General features: G+C 73.3%; 18 protein-coding genes. 15 read left to right on the top strand and 3 right to left on the bottom strand.

The window, feature by feature from the left end:
* Nucleotides 1-41: 41 nt before the first annotated feature.
* The 8 genes from AB0E62_RS22910 to AB0E62_RS22875 all read left to right on the top strand — a co-directional run bounded on the left by AB0E62_RS22910 (nt 42) and on the right by AB0E62_RS22875 (nt 8,334).
* Nucleotides 42-2,816: a DNA translocase FtsK gene (locus AB0E62_RS22910; protein ID WP_362196680.1), complete on the top strand. Its 2,775-nt coding sequence runs from the start codon at nt 42-44 to the stop codon at nt 2,814-2,816.
* A gap of 279 nt (nt 2,817-3,095) precedes the next feature.
* A complete protein-coding gene (locus AB0E62_RS22905) occupies nt 3,096-3,938 on the top strand; it encodes a RodZ domain-containing protein (protein ID WP_362196677.1) in 843 nt (280 codons plus the stop codon).
* 92 nt (nt 3,939-4,030) lie between these two features.
* On the top strand, nt 4,031-5,503 hold the full coding sequence (gene rimO / locus AB0E62_RS22900) for a 30S ribosomal protein S12 methylthiotransferase RimO (protein WP_362196674.1): 1,473 nt from the start codon (nt 4,031-4,033) through the stop codon (nt 5,501-5,503).
* Entirely contained in the window at nt 5,500-6,258 is a 759-nt protein-coding gene (gene pgsA / locus AB0E62_RS22895; protein ID WP_362196671.1) for a CDP-diacylglycerol--glycerol-3-phosphate 3-phosphatidyltransferase, read from the top strand. Before rimO ends, pgsA begins: the two co-directional genes overlap by 4 nt.
* Nucleotides 6,255-6,800, top strand: a complete 546-nt coding sequence (locus AB0E62_RS22890; protein ID WP_362196668.1) for a CinA family protein — start codon at nt 6,255-6,257, stop codon at nt 6,798-6,800. The genes pgsA and AB0E62_RS22890 overlap by 4 nt, the downstream gene beginning before the upstream one ends.
* A gap of 109 nt (nt 6,801-6,909) precedes the next feature.
* Nucleotides 6,910-7,275, top strand: a complete 366-nt coding sequence (locus AB0E62_RS22885) for a helix-turn-helix transcriptional regulator (protein WP_362196665.1) — start codon at nt 6,910-6,912, stop codon at nt 7,273-7,275.
* A gap of 197 nt (nt 7,276-7,472) precedes the next feature.
* The gene (locus AB0E62_RS22880; RefSeq protein ID WP_362196662.1) at nt 7,473-7,943 is read left to right on the top strand and encodes a DNA starvation/stationary phase protection protein; all 471 of its coding nucleotides are present in this window, start codon (nt 7,473-7,475) and stop codon (nt 7,941-7,943) included.
* A 115-nt stretch (nt 7,944-8,058) separates the two neighbouring features.
* On the top strand, nt 8,059-8,334 hold the full coding sequence (locus AB0E62_RS22875) for a hypothetical protein (RefSeq protein ID WP_362196659.1): 276 nt from the start codon (nt 8,059-8,061) through the stop codon (nt 8,332-8,334).
* Between the two features lie 113 nt (nt 8,335-8,447).
* On the opposite strand, the gene AB0E62_RS22870 is transcribed toward AB0E62_RS22875, so the two are convergent.
* Together AB0E62_RS22870 and AB0E62_RS22865 are read right to left on the bottom strand one after the other, a co-directional pair.
* Nucleotides 8,448-9,299 carry a DNA-formamidopyrimidine glycosylase family protein gene (locus AB0E62_RS22870; protein WP_362196656.1) on the bottom strand — a complete coding sequence of 284 codons (852 nt, stop codon included), beginning with the start codon at nt 9,297-9,299 and terminating at the stop codon, nt 8,448-8,450.
* A gap of 104 nt (nt 9,300-9,403) precedes the next feature.
* Entirely contained in the window at nt 9,404-14,515 is a 5,112-nt protein-coding gene (locus AB0E62_RS22865) for an ATP-dependent helicase (protein WP_362196653.1), read from the bottom strand.
* Between the two features lie 196 nt (nt 14,516-14,711).
* Here AB0E62_RS22865 and AB0E62_RS22860 point away from each other — a divergent pair, with 196 nt between their 5' ends.
* The 3 genes from AB0E62_RS22860 to AB0E62_RS22850 are packed head-to-tail and all read left to right on the top strand — an operon-like array spanning nt 14,712 to nt 16,728.
* Nucleotides 14,712-15,617 (top strand): AraC family transcriptional regulator, encoded by a 906-nt coding sequence (locus tag AB0E62_RS22860; protein ID WP_362196650.1) that lies wholly within the window; start codon nt 14,712-14,714, stop codon nt 15,615-15,617.
* Entirely contained in the window at nt 15,614-16,423 is an 810-nt protein-coding gene (locus AB0E62_RS22855; RefSeq protein WP_362196647.1) for an AzlC family ABC transporter permease, read from the top strand. Before AB0E62_RS22860 ends, AB0E62_RS22855 begins: the two co-directional genes overlap by 4 nt.
* A complete protein-coding gene (locus AB0E62_RS22850) occupies nt 16,420-16,728 on the top strand; it encodes an AzlD domain-containing protein (protein ID WP_362196644.1) in 309 nt (102 codons plus the stop codon). The genes AB0E62_RS22855 and AB0E62_RS22850 overlap by 4 nt, the downstream gene beginning before the upstream one ends.
* Nucleotides 16,729-16,773: 45 nt before the next feature.
* On the opposite strand, the gene AB0E62_RS22845 is transcribed toward AB0E62_RS22850, so the two are convergent.
* Nucleotides 16,774-17,718, bottom strand: coding sequence for a hypothetical protein (locus AB0E62_RS22845; RefSeq protein WP_362196641.1), 945 nt, complete (start codon nt 17,716-17,718; stop codon nt 16,774-16,776).
* A 79-nt stretch (nt 17,719-17,797) separates the two neighbouring features.
* Here AB0E62_RS22845 and AB0E62_RS22840 point away from each other — a divergent pair, with 79 nt between their 5' ends.
* The 4 genes from AB0E62_RS22840 (at nt 17,798) to recA (ending at nt 21,077) form a co-directional block, all read left to right on the top strand.
* Nucleotides 17,798-17,992, top strand: coding sequence for a DUF3046 domain-containing protein (locus AB0E62_RS22840; RefSeq protein WP_145487455.1), 195 nt, complete (start codon nt 17,798-17,800; stop codon nt 17,990-17,992).
* 166 nt (nt 17,993-18,158) lie between these two features.
* Nucleotides 18,159-19,418, top strand: a complete 1,260-nt coding sequence (locus AB0E62_RS22835) for an AI-2E family transporter (protein ID WP_362196704.1) — start codon at nt 18,159-18,161, stop codon at nt 19,416-19,418.
* Between the two features lie 123 nt (nt 19,419-19,541).
* Nucleotides 19,542-19,700 (top strand): hypothetical protein, encoded by a 159-nt coding sequence (locus tag AB0E62_RS22830; protein ID WP_362196638.1) that lies wholly within the window; start codon nt 19,542-19,544, stop codon nt 19,698-19,700.
* Nucleotides 19,701-19,946: 246 nt separating this feature from the next.
* On the top strand, nt 19,947-21,077 hold the full coding sequence (recA, locus tag AB0E62_RS22825; protein ID WP_362196635.1) for a recombinase RecA: 1,131 nt from the start codon (nt 19,947-19,949) through the stop codon (nt 21,075-21,077).
* The last annotated feature ends 2 nt before the right edge of the window (nt 21,078-21,079 follow it).

The raw sequence follows: 21,079 nt of genomic DNA, 5'->3' as shown, positions 1-21,079 counted from the left end.
CACACGTGTCCGCTGTCGTCTCCCCCGGTAACCTCACACCCATGGCCTCACGTCCCTCCGCAGCCAAGAAGCAGCCCGCCAAGAAGACGGCTGCTCCCGCGAAGGCTCCGGCGAGGAAGGCCGTCGCGAAGAAGGCCCCGGCCAAGAAGGCGCCCGTCAAGAAGGTGCCCGCCAAGAAGGCCGTGGGGAAGAGGCCCGCGCCGCCGAAGGCGGCGCCCAGCCCCACCGGGGGCGTCTACCGAGTGCTGCGCGCCCTCTGGCTGGGCCTCGCGCACGCCGTCGGCGCCGTCTTCCGCGGCATAGGGCAGGGCGCGAAGAACCTCGACCCGGCCCATCGCAAGGACGGCGTCGCGCTGCTGCTGCTCGGCATCGCGCTGATCGTCGCCGCGGGCACCTGGGCGGACCTGCGGGGCCCCGTCGGCGACCTGGTGGAGATCCTCGTCACCGGCGCCTTCGGCCGGCTCGACCTGCTGGTGCCGATACTGCTCGCGGTGATCGCCGTACGGTTCATCCGCCACCCGGAGAAGCCGGAGGCCAACGGACGGATCGTGATCGGCCTCTCGGCGCTCGTCGTCGGCGTGCTCGGCCAGGTCCACGTCGCCTGCGGCTCACCCGCCCGCAGCGCCGGCATGCAGGGCATAAGGGACGCCGGCGGCCTCATCGGCTGGGCGGCGGCCACCCCGCTGACGTACGCCATGACCGAGGTCCTCGCCGTGCCCCTGCTGGTGCTGCTGACGATCTTCGGGCTGCTCGTGGTGACCGCCACCCCGGTCAACGCCGTCCCGCAGCGGCTGCGGCGGCTCGGCGTCCTCCTGGGCGTGCTGCACGACCACGAGGCGGACCGGTTCGCCGCCGAGGAGGAGGCCTACGACGAGCAGTGGCGGGAGGCGGCGCCGGCGCGTCCGCGCAGGCGCGCAGGCGCTCCCCAGGCGTACGACCCCGACGGCGCCGAGACAGCGGCCCTCGCGCAGCGCCGCGGACGCCCCAGGCGCTCCGCCGTGCCCCAGCCGGATCCCCAGCGCCACCCGGACGCCGTGGACGTCGCCGCGGCGGCGGCCGCCGCGCTGGACGGTGCCGTGCTGCACGGCATGCCGCCCTCCCCGCTGGTCGCCGACCTCACCCAGGGGGTGGGCGCGGGCGAGCGCGAGGACACCGCCCCGGTGCCCGTCCCCGCTTCCGCCCCGGCGCCCGCGCCGGTGCCCGCCGCCCGTCCGAAGCGGGAGAAGCCCGAGCCCGCGGCCGTACCCGATCTGACCAAGGCCGTACCCGACCTGACCAAGAAGGCCCCCGAGGCCCCCCGTGACCTGCCCGCGCGCGCGGAACAGCTCCAGTTGTCCGGGGACATCACCTACGCGCTGCCCTCCCTGGACCTGCTCCGGCGCGGCGGCCCCGGCAAGGCGCGCAGCGCCGCCAACGACGCGGTCGTCGCCTCGCTCACCCAGGTCTTCACCGAGTTCAAGGTCGACGCGGCCGTCACCGGCTTCACCCGCGGCCCGACGGTCACCCGCTACGAGGTCGAGCTGGGCCCCGCCGTGAAGGTGGAGCGGATCACCGCGCTGACCAAGAACATCGCCTACGCGGTGGCCAGCCCGGACGTGCGGATCATCAGCCCCATCCCGGGCAAGTCCGCGGTGGGCATCGAGATCCCCAACACCGACCGGGAGATGGTCAACCTCGGCGACGTGCTGCGCCTCGCGGAGTCCGCCGAGGACGACGACCCGATGCTGGTCGCCTTCGGCAAGGACGTCGAGGGCGGGTACGTCATGCACTCGCTGGCGAAGATGCCGCACATGCTGGTCGCCGGCGCCACCGGCTCCGGCAAGTCGTCGTGCATCAACTGCCTGATCACCTCGGTGATGATGCGGGCGACCCCGGAGGACGTCCGGATGATCCTGGTCGACCCCAAGCGCGTCGAGCTGACCGCCTACGAGGGCATCCCGCACCTGATCACGCCGATCATCACCAACCCCAAGCGGGCCGCCGAGGCGCTGCAGTGGGTGGTCCGCGAGATGGACCTCAGGTACGACGACCTGGCCGCCTACGGATACCGGCACATCGACGACTTCAACCGGGCGGTGCGCGAGGGCAGGGTGGAGCCGCCGCCGGGCAGCGAGCGCGAGCTCCAGCCGTATCCGTACCTGCTGGTGATCGTGGACGAGCTGGCCGACCTGATGATGGTCGCCCCGCGGGACGTCGAGGACGCCATCGTGCGCATCACGCAGCTCGCGCGCGCGGCCGGCATCCATCTGGTGCTCGCCACCCAGCGCCCGTCGGTCGACGTGGTCACCGGTCTGATCAAGGCCAACGTGCCCTCCCGGCTGGCGTTCGCCACCTCCTCGCTGGCCGACTCGCGGGTCATCCTCGACCAGCCGGGCGCCGAGAAGCTGATCGGCAAGGGCGACGGCCTGTTCCTGCCGATGGGCGCGAACAAGCCGACCCGGATGCAGGGCGCGTTCGTGACCGAGGAGGAGGTCGCGGACGTCGTCCGGCACTGCAAGGAGCAGATGGCGCCGGTCTTCCGGGACGACGTCACCGTGGGCACCAAGCAGAAGAAGGAGATCGACGAGGACATCGGCGACGACCTCGACCTGCTGTGCCAGGCCGCCGAGCTGGTCGTCTCCACCCAGTTCGGGTCGACGTCCATGCTCCAGCGCAAGCTGCGCGTCGGCTTCGCCAAGGCGGGGCGGCTGATGGACCTCATGGAGTCCCGCAACATCGTGGGGCCGAGCGAGGGCTCCAAGGCGCGGGACGTCCTGGTGAAACCGGACGACCTGGACGGCGTGCTCGCCCTGATCCGCGGGGAGACCGAAGGGTGACGCGCACGGCCGTTCGGCCCAGCCGGGTTGCGCCGGGTGGCCGAGCGGCCGTGACCCACCCGTTAGGGCGCAGGAGGCAACCGTTTGGGTTTGCCGTACGTCCAGTTGAGCGAAAGGTCAGGTAAGGGCCTCGCCCTGGGGTACCTGCTTGTCCGACCATCGGCATGTCGTGCCGGTCCCCTGGCGTACAAAGTCATACCGTCCGGTTGCCCCACCCTTTCGTCACCCCCCTAGACTGAGCTTCCAGCACAGGTGGCTACACGCTCGAAAGGCGCCCCCGTGTCCATCGGCAACTCCCCTGAAGACGAGCGTCCGTTCCGAGACCAGTCCCAGGAAGCCCGACCGTCCGTGGGCCGTGTCCTGCAGCAGGCACGGATCGCGGCGGGGCTGACCGTGGACGACGTCAGCACCGCCACTCGTGTCCGTATCGCCATCGTGCGCGCCATCGAGGCGGACGACTTCGCCCCCTGCGGCGGCGACGTGTACGCCCGCGGGCACATCCGCACGCTGGCCAGGGCCGTCCACCTCGACCCCGAGCCGCTGATCGACCAGTACGACGCCGAGCACGGCGGCCGTCCCGAGCCCACCCCCGCCGCGCCGCTGTTCGAGGCGGAGCGGATCCGGCCCGAGCGGCGCGGCCCGAACTGGACGGCGGCGATGGTCGCCGCGATCGTCGTCGTGATCGGCTTCGTCGGGTTCACCGCGTTCAAGGGCGGCGGCTCCTCCGGCGACTCCAAGTCCCAGATCGCCGAGGGCGGACCGTCCGGCGCCGGCCCGAGCGTCTCGGCGACACCGAAGAAGGACAAGCCGGCCGAACCGGCCGGCGAGCCCTCCGACAGCGCCATCGCCGCCGCCCCCCAGGACAAGGTGACCGTGCAGGTCAGCGCGCCCAACGGACGCAGCTGGATCTCCGCCAAGGACCACAACGGCCGGATGCTCTTCGACGGGCTGCTCAAGCAGGGTCAGTCCAAGACCTTCCAGGACAGCTCCAAGATCAACCTGATCCTCGGCGACGCGGGCGCGATCGAGCTGTACGTCAACGGCAAGAAGATCGAGGACACCTTCCGGCCCGGCGCCGTGGAGCGCCTCACCTACACCAAGGGCGACCCCGTGGCGGGCTGACCGGCCGCGCCCCGCGGGATGTGACGGAGTCGGCCGGCCCCGGCCAACCCCGTCGACGTGGGCTGTCGGCGAGACAAAGTAGTCTTGAGCACATGCCTGAACGCCGTACCGTCGCACTCGTCACTCTCGGCTGCGCTCGTAACGAGGTCGATTCCGAGGAGCTCGCAGGCCGTTTGGAGGCGGACGGCTGGCAACTCGTGGACGACGCCGCGGACGCCGACGTCGCCGTGGTCAACACCTGTGGCTTCGTGGAGGCCGCGAAGAAGGACTCCGTCGACGCCCTGCTGGAGGCCAACGACCTCAAGGGCCACGGGAGAACCCAGGCCGTCGTGGCGGTGGGCTGTATGGCCGAGCGGTACGGCAAGGAACTGGCCGAGGCGCTCCCCGAGGCCGACGGCGTGCTCGGCTTCGACGACTACACCGACATCTCCGACCGTCTGCAGACCATCCTGTCCGGCGGCATCCACGCCTCCCACACGCCGCGCGACCGGCGCAAGCTGCTGCCGATCAGCCCGGCCGAGCGACAGGAATCGGCCGCGTCCGTGGCGCTGCCCGGCCACGCCCCGGCCGACCTGCCGGAGGGCGTCGCCCCCGCCTCCGGGCCCCGCGCGCCGCTGCGCCGCCGCCTGGACGGCTCCCCGGTCGCCTCGGTCAAGGTCGCCTCGGGCTGCGACCGGCGCTGCTCCTTCTGCGCCATCCCGTCCTTCCGCGGCTCCTTCATCTCCCGCCGCCCGAGCGACGTCCTGAACGAGACCCGCTGGCTGGCCGGGCAGGGCGTGAAGGAGATCATGCTGGTCTCCGAGAACAACACCTCCTACGGCAAGGACCTGGGCGACATCCGCCTGCTGGAGTCCCTGCTGCCGGAGCTGGCCGCCGTGGACGGCATCGAGCGGGTCCGGGTGAGCTACCTCCAGCCGGCCGAGATGCGCCCCGGCCTGATCGACGTCCTGACCTCGACGCCCAAGGTCGCCCCGTACTTCGACCTGTCCTTCCAGCACTCCGCGCCGAACGTGCTGCGCGCCATGCGCCGCTTCGGCGACACCGACCGGTTCCTGGAGCTGCTGGACACCATCCGGAGCAAGGCCCCCGAAGCCGGTGTGCGCTCCAACTTCATCGTCGGCTTCCCCGGCGAGACCGAGTCCGACCTCGCCGAACTGGAGCGCTTCCTGACCGGCGCCCGGCTGGACGCCATCGGAGTCTTCGGCTACTCCGACGAGGAGGGCACGGAGGCGGCGACGTACGACGGCAAGCTGGACGAGGACGTCGTCGCCGAGCGCCTGGCCCACATCTCCCGGCTGGCCGAGGAACTCGTCTCGCAGCGTGCCGAGGAGCGCGTCGGCGAGACCGTGCACGTCCTGGTGGAGTCGGTCGACGAGGAGGAGGGCGTTCACGGCCGCGCCGCGCACCAGGCGCCGGAGACCGACGGCCAGGTGCTGCTCACGAGCGGCGAGGGCCTGACCGTCGGACGTATGGTCGAGGCGAAGGTGGTCGGTACGGAAGGTGTCGACCTGGTGGCCGAGCCGCTGACCGGCTCGCTCGCGTGTAGTGAGGAGGCGGGCAGATGACCGGAGTCCCGGCATCCGCCGCGGGTGGCTCCTCCGGCGCGCACCGCGCCCGGGGGTCCGCCGCCGCCGACGGCGCCCGGTCCGAGGTCTCCGGTTCTGCTTCTGGTCCCGCCGACGAGGGCGGAAAGGCCGCCCGCGGCGGCAAGATCACGGCCGCGGCCGTCAATCAGGCCAGTGTCTGGAACGTCGCCAATCTGCTCACCATGCTGCGGCTGCTGCTGGTGCCCGGTTTCGTGGCGCTGATGCTGGCGGACGGCGGCTACGACCCGGCCTGGCGCTCGCTGGCCTGGGCCGCCTTCGCCATCGCCATGATCACCGACCTGTTCGACGGGCATCTGGCGCGCACGTACAACCTGGTCACCGACTTCGGGAAGATCGCCGACCCCATCGCCGACAAGGCGATCATGGGAGCGGCGCTCATCTGCCTGTCGGCCCTGGGCGATCTGCCGTGGTGGGTGACGGCCGTGATCCTCGGCCGGGAACTCGGCATCACCCTGCTGCGTTTTCTCGTCATCAGATACGGCGTGATCCCCGCGAGCCGCGGCGGCAAGCTGAAGACCCTCACCCAGGGCGTGGCCGTCGGCATGTACGTCCTGGCGCTGACGGGATGGCTGGCCACCCTGAGGTTCTGGGTGATGGCCGCGGCGGTCGTCCTGACGGTCGTGACAGGCCTCGACTACGTAAGACAAGCCATTGTGCTGCGCCGGCGGGGAATCGCCGAGCGCGCGGCGGCGTTGGAGGAGAAGGACGCGTGAGCTCCCAGGCCACCGAACTGGTGCGACTACTGACCGTGAGGGGCGAGACCCTTGCCGTCGCCGAGTCGCTGACCGGTGGCCTGGTGGCGGCGGAGATCACCGGGGTACCCGGGGCGTCCCGGGTGTTCCGGGGCTCGGTCACCGCCTACGCCACCGAACTCAAGCACGGGCTGCTCGGCGTCGACGGCACCCTGCTGGCCCAGCGCGGTGCGGTGGATCCGCAGGTCGCGGGCGAGATGGCGGCCGGAGTGCGCACGCTTCTCGGTGCCGACTGGGGCATCGCGACCACCGGAGTAGCGGGCCCCGATCCGCAGGACGGCAAGCCCGTCGGCACGGTCTTCGTGGCCGTGGACGGACCTTTCGGCGGCCGGTCCGGTTCTGCCGGTGGCGGAAAAGTCCGGGCGCTGCGGTTGAACGGCGGCCGTGCGGAAATTCGTATGGAGAGTGTACGGAGCGTACTCGCAGTGCTCCTGGAGCAGCTTGCGGGCGAACAGACTGGGAATGAGCGGGCACAGGATACGGAACGGAACGGGGGGTTTTGATGTTTGCAGCCCTGAGTGAACACGACATCGCTCCCCGCACGGCCGCGGCGCAAGGCGGTACGGTGGGGCGAGAAGGATGCGGCTACGCGGTCCGAGGAGGGAGCCACCGATGATTCTGCTCCGTCGCCTGCTGGGTGACGTGCTGCGTCGGCAGCGCCAACGCCAGGGCCGTACTCTGCGCGAAGTCTCCTCGTCCGCCCGAGTCTCACTCGGCTATCTCTCCGAGGTGGAGCGGGGGCAGAAGGAGGCTTCCTCCGAGCTGCTCGCCGCCATCTGCGACGCGCTGGACGTACGGATGTCGGAACTCATGCGGGAAGTGAGCGACGAGCTGGCGCTCGCCGAACTGGCCCAGTCCGCCCGGGCCACCGAGCCCGTGCCCGCGCCGGTCCGGCCGATGCTGGGTTCCGTGTCGGTGACCGGTGTGCCACCGGAACGGGTGACCATCAAGGCGCCCGCGGACGTGGTCGCCGCGTGAGGTTCGCCCGCGCGGCCTGACGGCCCCGAGAACGAACGAGGCCCCGGCCGGGCCTCTCCGGATCCCTCCGGACAGCCCGGCCGGGGCTTTTCGTCTGCCTGTAGTGGTTTTGTCCTTGAATCTCCCGTTTGCCGGGGTTGCGCGGTGCGGTCATCGTGGGAAGGACGTGACGGCGCCGAAGCACCCGGAGGAAACGGATGTACGTCGTGAAGAGCCCGTTGGCCGACGCGGACCGGAAGGTCGTGTCCGAGGCGCTCCAGGGTGCCCTCGTGGACCTGCTGGACCTGTCGCTGACCGGCAAGCAGATCCACTGGAACATCGTCGGCCCCCGGTTCCGCTCCATCCACCTCCAGCTGGACGAGGTCGTCGCCTCCGCCCGCGCCCACTCCGACACGGTGGCCGAACGGGCGTCCGCGCTGGGCGTACCGCCCGACGGCCGCGCGGCCACGGTGGCCTCCGGCAGCGGCATCAAGCCGGCTCCGGCGGGCTGGATCAAGGACACGGACGCGGTCTCGGCGATGGTGGACGCGCTGGGCTCGGTGATCACGCGGATGCGGGAGCGGGTGACCGCGACCGAGGCACCCGACCCGGTCTCCCAGGACCTCCTCATCGCGATCACCGCGGATCTGGAGAAGCACCACTGGATGTTCCAGGCGGAGAACGCGTAGCGCGGACGGCCCGGGCGTCCCACGGTGTGGGACGGGGGTGCACCGGTGAGCCCGTGGTGCGCCTCCCGCGCGGGGCGGGCGACGGTCTAGCGTCCGGCTGGAGGTGATGGCGGGCATGGCGGGACGCACAGTGCGCTGGGGGGCCGCGCTCGGGCTCGGGGTCCTGTGGTGGTGGGCCGTGCTGCGGCTCGCCGTGGGGGAGGGCTCGGGCGTGCTGGAAGCGGCCGTCGCGGCCGGTGGCTGGGGGCTGAGTCTGCTGCCCGTGCACTGTGTGCCCAAGGCACGCGCGACCGGCGCCGTGCCGACGGGGCGCTGGGGGGCCGCCTGGCGGGCCGGAGACATCACCGGGGCATCGGCCCGTTCCCGTTCGGGGGAAGTCCCTGGCCCGTAGGGCATCGCGAGGGTCCGGTGCCGGGTACGGCACCGCGTGCGCGACGCCGTCCGGTCCGCCGGCCCGGCCTGGCGGTGTCGTGCGCGTCATCGGTGCGCCACCGGGGTCGTCGGTCAGGGCGTGCGAGGGCGGCGGGGGTACTTCTCCCGCCAGCGTTGCGGGGAGCCCGGTGCCGGGGCGGGACCCGGCTGGCAGGTGGGGCACCAGTAGGTGGGGCGTTCCTGGGAACCGTCGCCCTGGTCGGCCACCCGCACGGAGGTACGGCAGCGCAGGCACGGCCGGGGCGCGCGGCCGTAGACGAACAGGTCGTGCCGGTGCACGCCGGTGGTCTGCCGGACCGGACGGTCGCGGTTCGCCTCCAGCAGCCGCTTGGCCAGGCCGGGCAGTTTCTCGGCGCGGTCGGCGGGGAGCGCGCCGACGGGCAGCCACGGAGTCACACCGAGCAGGAAGCACAGCTCGCTCTTGTAGACGTTGCCGATGCCGGCCAGGTTGCGCTGGTCCAGCAGGGCCTCGCCGAGCGGCCGGGCGGGGTCCGCCAGGACGTTGGCCAGGGCGCGCTCGGGGTCCCAGTCCGGGCCGAGCAGATCGGGACCGAGGTGGCCGACGACCCGCTCCTCGTCCGACGTGCGCAGCAGTTCCAGGACCTGGAGGCGGTAGCCGACGGCCGCCCGGTCGGCGGTGGTGAGGACGGCCCGGATCTGGTGGGCCGGCCCGCCCCGCCAGCGCTCGCCCGTGCCGTACACCTTCCACGCGCCTTCCATCCGCAGATGGGTGTGCAGGGTCAGGCCATCCTCGAAGCGGGTCAGCAGGTGCTTGCCGCGCGAGACGGTGTCCAGGACCGTACGGCCGGCCAGGTCGACCGTCGCGTACTTGGGCACGCGGAAGTCGCTGCGGGTCAGCGCCTGGCCCGCGAGGGCCTCGCGCAGCCGCCGCGCGGCCTGCCAGACCGTGTCACCTTCGGGCATGCCTCAAGCCTGCCACGCGGGCTCCGGCCCGCGCCGGGCCGCCGGGCCGGGCGGTGCGGGCCGAGGGCGCTCCGGGCCGGGCCGGGCGGTCGCGCGGGCCGCCGTCACGGTCGCAGGCGCAGGCCGCGCGGTGTCGCCACGAACCCGGCCGCCTCCAGGAGGGCGCCTATGGGGGAGGACAGGGCCTGGGCGCCGTTGATCCGTTCCACCGTGACCGTGCCGAGCGAGCCCGCGCGGGCCGCCGTGACCAGCGCCTCGGCCGCCGCACGCAGACGGGGGTCGTCCGCCGCGGCGGTGTCCGGGGCGATCGGCCAGGCCAGCAGCGTCTTGCCGCCGCGCTCCATGTAGAGCGTCAGCTCGCCGTCCACCAGAACCACCAGTGAACCCGCCTTCCGGCCCGGCTTGTGCCCGGCACCGGCCGGCGGCTCCGGCCAGGGCAGCGCGGAGCCGTAGGCGTTCGCGGGGTCGGCCGCGGCGAGGACCACGGCACGGGAGCCGGGGGCGGCGGGACCCGTACGGCCGTGGCCGCCGGGGGCGCGGTACGGGGCTCTGCCGGGGGAGGCGCCCGGGCCGTGCGCAGGGCTGCCGCCGCGGGGGCCGCCGTAGCCGGGGGAGGCGAACGGGTCCGCGAGGGCGCCGGACGGGAACGGGTCGCCGTCGGCACCGGCGCGGTCGTCCGGCGGCCAGACGAAATCGTCGTCCGCACCGGGGTGGGGCAAGCCCCCGTCGGCCCCGTCGAAGGGGCCGGGAGCGACGGCGTGGGCGTGCGGGGTGCCGTCGGGGCGGTGGGTCGTGCCGGCTTCCCGGGGTACGCCGAACGGGTCGGGGAAGTCGTGCCCGGCGAAGCCGTCGGCGGAGCCCGGGGAACCGAAGCCGCTCGGGGTTCCCGCGGGGCCGAAGCCGTTCGCCGGGCCCGGGGTGCCGAAACCGTTCCGGTCGGCCGGGGCGGGCAGGCCCTCGGTGCGCTCGCGGGCGTTCGCCACCGCGCGCAGGCGGTCCACGGCACCGTCCATCGCGAACTGGGCCGCGCCCAGCCCCTCCACCACATAGCCGCGCCGGGTCTGGCCGCTCTCCTCGAACACCGACAGCACCCGGTACACCGCGGAGAAACCGCCCTCGACGCCCTCCGCGGCGACCGCGCCCCGGGTGACCACGCCGTGCCGGTCCAGGAGCGTGCGGGCCAGCGCGTGCGCGCGCACGGTGGCGTCCGGCTCGGCCGCCGGCAACAGCGACCAGCGGCCCGCGACCGTCGGCGGGCCGGTCCGGGAGGCGGTGCGCGCGGCGGCCGTCAGGGAGCCGTAGCGCCCGCGCGGCACGGCACGCCTGGCGCGGTGCGCGGTCGAGCCCGCCGTACGGCCGGAGCCCAGCAGGGCGCGCATCGGCGCGAGGGTGTCGTTGGTCAGCCGGCCGGACCAGGCGAGGTCCCACAGGGCGTCGGCCAGCTGGGGGTCGGTCGCCTCCGGGTGGGTGGTGGCGCGGACCTGGTCGGCGATCTGCCGGAAGAACAGGCCGTACCCGCCGGAGAGGGCGTCCAGGACGGACTGGTGGAGCGCGGTCAGCTCCAGCGGGTGCGGCGCGGGCAGCAGCAGCGGGGCCGCGTCCGCCAGATAGAGGGAGACCCAGCCGTCCTTGCCGGGCAGGGCGCCCGCGCCGGCCCACACCACCTCGCCCGCGGCGGTCAGCTCGTCGAGCATCGAGGGCGTGTAGTGGGCCACCCGGGAGGGCAGGACCAGTCTCTCCAGCGCGGAGGCGGGCACGGAGGCGCCCTGCAACTGCTCGACGGCCCGCACCAGACCGTCGACACCGCGCAGCTCGTGGCCCCTGCCGATGTGCTGCCACTGCGGCAGGAACTGGGCGAGCGCGGCGGGCGGCACCGGCTCCAGCTCGTGCCGCAGGGCCGCCAGGGAACGGCGGCGCAAGCGGCGCAGCACGGCCGCGTCGCACCACTCCTGGCCGATGCCGGCCGGATGGAACTCGCCCTGGACGACCCGGCCGGCCGCGGCCAGCCGCTGCAGGGCGCCCTCGGTGACCGCGACGCCCAGCCCGAACCGGGCCGCCGCGGTGGCCGCGGTGAACGGGCCGTGCGTCCGGGCGTACCGAGCGAGGAGGTCGCCCAGCGGGTCCTTGACCGGCTCGGTGAACGCCTCGGGGACACCGACCGGCAGCGCCGTGCCGAGCGCGTCGCGCAGCCGGCCCGCGTCCTCCACGGCCGCCCAGTGGTCGGCGCCCGCGATCCGCACCCTGATCGCCCGGCGCGCCCCGGCCAGCTCCCGCGCCCACTCGGGATCCGCGCCCCGCGCCACCAGCTCCGCGTCGGTCAGCGGGCCGAGCAGCCGCAGCACGTCGGCGACGCCCTCGACGTCCTTGACCCGGCGGTCCTCGGTGAGCCACTGCAGCTCGCGCTCCAGCTCGGTCAGCACCTCGGCGTCGAGCAGTTCGCGCAGCTCCGCCTGGCCCAGCAGCTCGGCCAGCAGCCGCGAGTCCAGGGACAGCGCGGCGGCGCGGCGCTCGGCCAGCGGGGAGTCGCCCTCGTACAGGAACTGGGCGACGTACCCGAAGAGCAGGGAGCGGGCGAACGGGGACGGCTCGGGGGTGGTGACCTCGACCAGGCGCACCTTGCGGGCCTCGATGTCCCCCATCAGCTCGACCAGCCCGGGGACGTCGAAGACGTCCTGGAGGCATTCGCGGACCGCTTCCAGGACGATCGGGAACGAGCCGAACTCGCTCGCGACCTGGAGCAGCTGGGCGGCCCGCTGGCGCTGCTGCCACAGCGGAGTGCGCTTGCCGGGGGTGCGGCGCGGCAGCAGCAGCGCGCGGGCGGCGCACTCGCGGAACCGGGAGGCGAACAGTGCCGAGCCGCCGACCTGGTCGGTGACGATCTGGTCGACCTCGCCCTTGTCGAATGCGACGTCCGCCGCGCCGACCGGGGCCTGCTCGCTGTCGACCGGCACGTCGAGTGGGGTGCCGGCCTTCGCCGGCTCCTGGTCGAGCAGGTCCAGGCCCAGCAGGTCGGCGTCGGGCAGGCGCAGCACGATGCCGTCGTCGGCGTGCATGACCTGCGCGTCCATGCCGTACCGCTCGGACAGGCGGGCGCCGAGGGCGAGCGCCCAGGGAGCGTGGACCTGGGCGCCGAAGGGCGAGTGCACGACGACCCGCCAGTCGCCCAGCTCGTCGCGGAACCGCTCCACGACGATCGTGCGGTCGTCGGGGATGTGACCGCAGGCCTCGCGCTGCTCGCTCAGGTACGACAGCACGTTGTCCGCCGCCCACGCGTCCAGGCCGGCCGCCAGCAGCCTGAGCCGCGCGTCGTCGCGGGGCAGCGAGCCGACCTCGCGCAGGAACGCGCCCACCGCCCGGCCGAGCTCCAGCGGGCGGCCCAGCTGATCGCCCTTCCAGAAGGGCAGCCGGCCCGGCACGCCCGGCGCGGGCGAGACCAGGACCCGGTCACGCGTGATGTCCTCGATCCGCCAGGAACTCGTGCCCAGCGTGAAGACATCGCCCACCCGGGACTCGTAGACCATCTCCTCGTCCAGCTCGCCGACCCGGCCACCGCCCTTCTTGGGGTCGGAGCCGGCGAGGAAGACCCCGAACAGACCGCGGTCCGGGATCGTGCCGCCGGAGGTGACGGCCAGGCGCTGGGCGCCCGGGCGGCCGGTGACCGTGCCGGCCACGCGGTCCCACACCACGCGCGGGCGCAGCTCCGCGAACGCGTCGGACGGGTAGCGGCCCGCGAGCATGTCCAGGACCGCCGTGAACGCCGACTCGGGCAGCGAGGCGAACGGGGCCGCGCGACGGACCACGGCCAGCAGGTCGTCGAACTGCCAGGTGTCCAGCGCCGTCATGGCCACCAGCTGCTGCGCGAGCACGTCCAGCGGGTTCGCGGGCACCTTCAGCGACTCGATGGCGCCCGAGCGCATCCGCTCGGTGACCACGGCCGCCTGGACGAGGTCGCCCCGGTACTTCGGGAAGACGACACCGGTCGAGACGGCACCGACCTGGTGTCCCGCCCGGCCCACCCGCTGGAGCCCGGAGGCGACCGACGGCGGGGACTCGACCTGCACGACGAGGTCGACGGCGCCCATGTCGATGCCCAGCTCCAGGCTGGAGGTGGCCACCACCGCGGGCAGCCGGCCGGCCTTCAGGTCCTCCTCGACCAGGGCGCGCTGCTCCTTGGAGACCGAGCCGTGGTGCGCGCGGGCGATCACCGGCGGCGCGCCCTGGGCCGCGCCCGAGCCGCCCATCAGCTGGGCGGGGGCGTGGTGCTCGCCCAGCGCTTCGCCGGTCGCCCGTTCGTACGCGATCTCGTTGAGCCGGTTGCACAGCCGCTCCGCCAGGCGACGGGAGTTGGCGAACACGATCGTGGACCGGTGCGCCTGGACCAGGTCGGCGATCCGCTCCTCCACGTGCGGCCAGATCGACGGCCGCTCCCCGCCCTCGGCGGCGTCGGTGGCCGGGGAGCCCCCCAGCTCGCCCATGTCCTCGACCGGGACGACCACGGAGAGGTCGAACTCCTTGCCGGATTCCGGCTGGACGATCTCCACCTTGCGGCGCGGGGACAGGTAACGGGCCACCTCGTCCACCGGGCGCACGGTCGCCGACAGACCGATCCGGCGGGCCGGCTTCGGGAGCAGCTCGTCCAGCCGCTCCAGGGACAGCGCGAGATGCGCGCCGCGCTTGGTGCCGGCGACCGCGTGCACCTCGTCCAGGATCACCGTCTCCACGCCCGTGAGCGCGTCGCGCGTGGCCGAGGTCAGCATCAGGAACAGCGACTCGGGGGTGGTGATCAGGATGTCCGGCGGGCGGGTGGACAGGGCGCGGCGCTCGGCGGCCGGGGTGTCGCCGGAGCGGATGCCGACCCTGACCTCGGGCTCGGGCAGGTCCAGCCGCACCGACTCCTGGCGGATGCCGGTCAGCGGGCTGCGCAGATTGCGCTCCACGTCGACGGCCAGGGCCTTCAGCGGGGACACGTACAGCACTCGGCAACGCTTCTTCGGGTCGGCCGGAGGAGGCGTCGAGGCCAGCTGGTCCAGGGCGGCGAGGAACGCGGCCAGCGTCTTGCCCGAGCCGGTCGGGGCGACCACCAGCACGTCCGAACCCGCACGGATGGCCTGCCACGCGCCCGCCTGGGCGGCGGTGGGCGCGGAGAAGGCCCCCGTGAACCAGCCGCGGGTCGCGGGGGAGAAGCCGTCCAGGGCTCGGTGTGCGGAGCTGACCATGCGTCCATCGTGCACCCACCCACTGACAATCGCCCTGACCTGGGCAAACTGGACGGTGATGGGCCGTGCGGGGGTGAGGGCCCGCGGCGGACGGGCCGGACGGGGCCGGGTTCGGGACCGGCCGGGGACCGGGGCCGCTGGGGCCGCTGAGGCCGCTGGGGCAGCCGGGGCGCGGGCTTGGCGGGACAATGGGCGTATGGCGGGTTCAGGCGAGCGGGCACGGCACTGGCGGTACGCGGAGTTGCCCGGGGTCGATCTGCTGCGGGCCCGGTACATCCGCAAGAACTTCATCCGGCACACCCACGAGAACTTCGTGATCGCGGCCATAGCGGACGGTGTCGAGGTCTTCCACCACCGCGGTTCCGACGTCTCCGCGGGCGCGGGCGCGCTCGCGCTGGTCAACCCGGACACCCCGCACACCGGACGCGCGGGGGTGCCGGAGGGCTGGCGGTACGGCGCGCTGTACCCCTCGCCCGACGTGGTCGCCGAGATCGCCGCCGAGACCACCACCCTGCGGGGCACGCCCGGATTCGTCAGCCCCGTCCTGGACGACCCCTGCGCCGCCCGGCTGGTCCACCAGGTGCTGCGCGCCACCGACGAGGGCAACGCGCTGGCCGCCGACACGCTCCTGAGGGTGGCCGTGACCAGGCTGCTGCGGTTGAACGGCGGCCCGCTGCCCGAGCGGCGGGCCCGTACCGCCGGCGCGCTGATCGCGGCACGCGCGCGTGCCGTGCTGGAGGAGCGGATGGCCCGGCCGCCGACCCTGGAACGGCTGGCCCGGGACCTGGGGACCAGCCCGTTCGCCCTGCTGCGGGCGTTCCGTGACGCCTACGGCATGCCGCCGCACACCTGGCTGACCGACGCCCGCGTGCGCCGCGCCCGGCTGCTGCTGGACGCGGGGACGGCCCCCGCCGAGGCGGCCGTCGCCGTCGGCTTCACCGACCAGCCCCACCTCAACCGGCACTTCACCCGGATCGTCGGCGTGCCGCCGGGCGCGTACCAGCGGGAACACGCGGACCTGGGCGGGCGGTCGCGGGTGCGGGGCGCGCGCAAGAACGTACAAGACGCCGGCCGGCCGTCGTCCGTACCGTCCCGGACGTGACACAGCACATAGCACTCACGGATCAGACAGCCGAAGGCGCGAAGAAGCCGGACGCGGCCGTCGTACGGGACGCCCTGGGAGTCGGCGTCGCCGTGGGCCTGTCCGGATTCGCCTTCGGGGTGACCTCGGCCGGCAGCGGACTCGGGCTGCTCCAGACCTGCGCGCTCAGCCTCCTGGTGTTCACCGGTGCCTCGCAGTTCGCCCTCGTGGGGGCGCTGGCCGCCGGCGGCAACCCCTTCACGGCCGCGGCCGGCGCCTTCTTCCTTGGCGTGCGCAACGCCTTCTACGGGCTGCGGCTGTCGCAGTTGCTCGCCCTCCCGCGCGCGGTGCGGCCGCTGGCCGCCCAGTGGGTGATCGACGAGACCGCCGCGGTGGCCCTGGCGCAGCCGAACCGGCGAGCCGCGCGGATCGGCTTCACGGTGACCGGGCTCAGCCTGTACGCGCTGTGGAACCTCACCACGCTGCTCGGCGCGCTGGGGGCCGAGGCGATCGGCGACACGCGCGCGTGGGGCCTGGACGCGGCGGGACCGGCGGTCTTCCTGGCCCTGCTCGCGCCGATGCTGAAGACGGCCACCGAGCGCGCCGTCGCGGGCCTCGCCGTGCTGCTGGGACTCGGGCTGCTGCCCGTGCTGCCGGCTGGTGTGCCGGTGCTGGTGGCGGCGCTGGCGGCGCCGCTCGCCCTGGTCGCCGACTCCCGGCGCGGCGGTCGTACCGGCGGTGGGACACCGGACGGTGCGCCGGGACCGGACGGCCGGCGCGCACCGGAGGCCCACGCCGGGACGAACGGCACGGAGGAGGGCCGGTGAACACCTGGATCGCGATCATCGGCACCACCGTCGGCTGTTACGCCGTCAAGCTCGCCGGACTGCTCGTCCCGGCGCAAGCCGTCGAGCGGCCGTACGTGCGGCGGCTGGCCGCCCTGCTGCCGGTCGCCCTGCTCGCCGCGCTCACGGCCCAGCAGACGTTCGCCGACGGACACACGCTGCTGCTCGACGCCCGGGCCGCCGGGCTCGGGGCCGCGGCCGTGGCACTGCTGCTGCGCGCGCCGTTCCTGCTGGTCGTGACGGCGGCCGTGGTGGTGACGGCGGGACTGCGGGCCATCGGCGGATGAGCCGGCCGGGACCGGCCCGCGCGGGGAGGGGCCCCGGGCGGCGGCTCAGCCCACGAAACGACCGTAGGCCCGCAGGGTGCCCAGGGCCTCGATCGTCACCACGGGACGCGCCTCCAGCGTGGCCGCCGGGGCCCACTGACGCCAGGTGACGGGCCAGCCGCCGTCCTCCTGCTGCGCGGCGGCCAGGTGGTCCAGGGAGCGGGCCATCTCGTCGTCCGTGAACCACGCGCGCGCGAGCGAGTCCGGGCTCCGGGCGAAATCGTGCGGGAAGTGGTGCTCGCCCGGCGCGTAGCCGGGGGCGACCGGGAACGCGTCGAGACGGTCCGGGTCCAGCGCCGCGAGGCGCTGCTCCCGCACCAGGCGGCCCAGCCGGTCGGCGGCGGCCTCCGCGCGCGGGCGGTCGGGAGCGGAGTCCAGGAAGGCCACGGCCGCCCGCACCTCGTAGGGGTGGGACTTCTCCAGGGTCTCCACCGTCTGCCAGCAGTAGTCCGTGGCCCGGAAGAGCCAGGCGTGCCACACCTCGTTGCGGTGCAGCAGCCCGACCACCGGACCAGTGGTCAGCAGCTCGCTGGGAGGGTCGTCGACGACGGGGACGAACGGCGCCGCCGGATAGCCGCGCTGGCCGGGGTGGACCGCCGGCAGGGCGCCGTCGGAGGTGGAGACGAACGTCAGATAGCGGCACACCCGCTCCACCCGCTGCCCGCCGCAGCGCCCGATGGCGTCCAGGACGCCCAGGGCGCGCGCGGTGTGCAGGGGCTGGCTGACGGGCCCGCGCAGATCGGGCTCCAGGGCGTGCCCGTACCCGCCGTCCTCGTTGCGGTAGGCGTCCAGCGACGCTTCCACGGCCTCCGGGCAGCCGTGCAGGAAGTGGTACGCGAACAGACGCTGCTCCAGGACGCGCGCGGTGAGCCACACGAACTGTTCGGCGCGGAAGAGCGGGGAGCGCGCCGGGGGCGTGGAGGGGAGCGGGGAGACTCCTGAATCTGCCATGGGTCAGACCGTAGGGCGCGAAGCGGTCCCCGCAGGCGCTGAGGGCCAGGGCCACCCCCGGGGGCGGGATACTGGAGTCATGCGGTTGACGGTCTTCTGGCAGCGAATGGCGGAACACTTCGGTCCGGGGTACGCCGAAACCTTCGCGCGCGATCACGTCATGTCCGAGCTGGGCGGACGCACGGTGAACGAGGCGCTGGACGCCGGCTGGGCGGCCAAGGACGTGTGGCGGGTGGTCTGCGCGGTCATGGACGTGCCGGGCGAGAGGCGCTGACGGCCGGGCCACCGGGCGGAGCACCTGCCGAAACGCCGGAAATGCCGGTATTGGCGGTCAGGAAATCGACAGTACGGTTCCGATCCGTCACGAAGATCGCGCGCGGGCTCCGGTTGTCGGTGGCGTGGGTGAGACTGGGCGAGTGGCACCCACTGACGAGGAACCCCTGGCACCCACTGCCGAGAACGGCGAGGCGACCGTCCGGCAGGCAGCACCGGCCGCGACGACCCCGCCCGGCCGGCCCCCGCTCGCCGGCGCCGCGGCGCCGGCCGGCCGGATGCCGCGCTGGCTGCCGCGCGCCATGGTGCTCGCCCTCGCGCTGATCGCCGCGTTCCAGCTGGGCAGCTGGGCCTTCCACCAGCTGACCGGACTGTTGATCAACGTATTGATCGCGTTCTTCCTGGCCCTCGCGGTCGAGCCGGCGGTGAGCCGGATGGCGGCCCGTGGCATGCGCAGGGGGCTCGCCACCTTCCTGGTCTTCTTCGGGCTGACCATCGTCATAGCCGGGTTCGTCACCCTGCTCGGCTCCATGCTGGCCGGCCAGATCATCAAGATGATCGAGGGCTTTCCCGAGTACCTTGACTCGCTGATCAACTGGACCAACCACACCTTCCACACCGAGCTGAGACGGGTGGACATCCAGGAGGGCCTCCTCCACTCCGACTGGCTGCGCAAGTACGTGCAGAACAGCGCGGCCGGCGTGCTCGACGTGTCCACCCAGGTGCTCGGCGGCCTCTTCCAATTGCTGACGGTCGGCCTGTTCTCGTTCTACTTCGCCGCGGACGGTCCCCGGCTGCGCCGCGCCCTGTGCTCCGTCCTGCCGCCCGCGCGCCAGGCCGAGGTGCTGCGCGCCTGGGAGATCGCCGTCGACAAGACGGGCGGCTATCTCTACTCGCGCGGTCTCATGGCGCTCATCTCCGGGATCGCGCACTACATCCTGCTGGAGATCATGGGCGTGCCGTACGCGCCCGTGCTCGGGGTCTGGGTGGGCCTCGTCTCCCAGTTCATCCCCACCATCGGGACCTACCTCGCGGGTGCCCTGCCGATGCTGATCGCGTTCACCGTCGACCCCTGGTACGCGGTGTGGGTGCTGGGCTTCGTCGTGATCTACCAGCAGTTCGAGAACTACGTGCTCCAGCCCAAGCTGACCGCCAAGACCGTCGACATCCACCCGGCGGTCGCCTTCGGCTCGGTCATCGCCGGCACCGCGCTGCTGGGCGCCGTCGGCGCGCTGATCGCCATCCCGGCGGTGGCCACCCTCCAGGCGTTCCTCGGGGCGTACGTGAAGCGGTACGCCGTCACGGACGACCCCCGGGTGCACGGGCACCGCAGCAGGCCGCCGTCCGGCCCCGGGGCGCTCACGCGCGCGCGGCGACTGTGGGCCGCCCGCACCGCCCGCCGCCCCGGTGGGCGGGAAGGTTCGTAGGACGCGCGCGGACCGGCGTCGCGCCCGCTCGTCGTGGGACGCACGGGCGCGACGGCGCCCGTCCCTCCGGGTTCATGAAGACTGGAGCACGCCTGCGTTGCAGGTCTGCCATGGGCAGGGTCCGTGCTGCCGACGGACGCCGCGGCCGGCTTGCTGGTCGCCGTCCTGCTCATGGCGCGCGGGCTGAGCCGTACGGACACCGGCTCGGTACCCGTCGGCGAGCCGTCCGCGGACTGGACGCCGGTGTGGTCGTCCGGTGCCCTGGCCTGGCGGCCGGAGTGACGGGCGGCGTGCTGCTGCGGCTCGGGCACCGTGGTCCCGGGGCGGTCCAGCTCGCTTGACACAAAAATCGAACATCCATTCTTATGGGGGCTCAGGCGAGGCTGCCGACTGGGGTATTTGCCCTGGCATACCGGGAAATGTCCCTCAGTTATCCACAGGCCGGGCCTGCGTCGGGGCGCATTGTCAGTGGCAGGCGTTAGCGTCTTTGACGTGAAGCGATCGACTCAAGCAAACCGGGTGGAACCCATGGCAGGAACCGACCGCGAGAAGGCGCTCGACGCCGCGCTCGCGCAGATTGAACGGCAATTCGGCAAGGGCGCGGTCATGCGCATGGGCGAGCGGTCCAAGGAGCCCATCGAGGTCATTCCGACCGGCTCGACCGCGCTCGACGTCGCCCTCGGCGTGGGCGGTCTGCCGCGCGGCCGGGTCGTGGAGATCTACGGACCGGAGTCCTCCGGCAAGACGACCCTGACCCTGCACGCCGTGGCGAACGCGCAGAAGGCCGGCGGCCAGGTCGCCTTCGTGGACGCCGAGCACGCCCTCGACCCCGAGTACGCGCGCAAGCTCGGCGTCGACATCGACAACCTGATCCTCTCCCAGCCGGACAACGGCGAGCAGGCCCTGGAGATCGTGGACATGCTCGTCCGCTCCGGCGCCCTCGACCTCATCGTCATCGACTCCGTCGCCGCGCTCGTGCCGCGCGCGGAGATCGAGGGTGAGATGGGCGACAGCCACGTCGGTCTGCAGGCCCGCCTGATGAGCCAGGCGCTGCGGAAGATCACCAGCGCGCTCAACCAGTCCAAGACCACCGCGATCTTCATCAACCAGCTCCGCGAGAAGATCGGCGTGATGTTCGGCTCCCCCGAGACCACGACCGGTGGCCGGGCGCTGAAGTTCTACGCCTCGGTGCGCATCGACATCCGCCGCATCGAGACCCTGAAGGACGGCACGGAGGCGGTCGGCAACCGCACCCGCTGCAAGGTCGTCAAGAACAAGGTCGCGCCGCCCTTCAAGCAGGCCGAGTTCGACATCCTCTACGGCCAGGGCATCAGCCGCGAGGGCGGTCTGATCGACATGGGCGTGGAGCACGGCTTCGTGCGCAAGGCCGGCGCCTGGTACACGTACGAGGGCGACCAGCTCGGCCAGGGCAAGGAGAACGCGCGCAACTTCCTCAAGGACAACCCCGACCTGGCCAACGAGATCGAGAAGAAGATCAAGGAGAAGCTGGGCGTGGGCGTCCGGCCGGAGGAGCCCGCCGCCGAGCCGGGCGCCGACGCGGCGGTCACCACCGCGGCGGCCGCGGACGCCGCCAAGTCCGTGCCCGCCCCGGCAGCCGCCAAGGCCACCAAGCCCAAGGCCGCCGCAGCCAAGAGCTGACC

Source organism: Streptomyces sp. NPDC038707 (genome assembly GCF_040636485.1).
Taxonomy (GTDB): domain Bacteria; phylum Actinomycetota; class Actinomycetes; order Streptomycetales; family Streptomycetaceae; genus Streptomyces.
The sequence above is the reverse complement of the archived record's forward strand: the minus strand, read 5'-3'. Positions and strand labels throughout refer to the sequence as shown.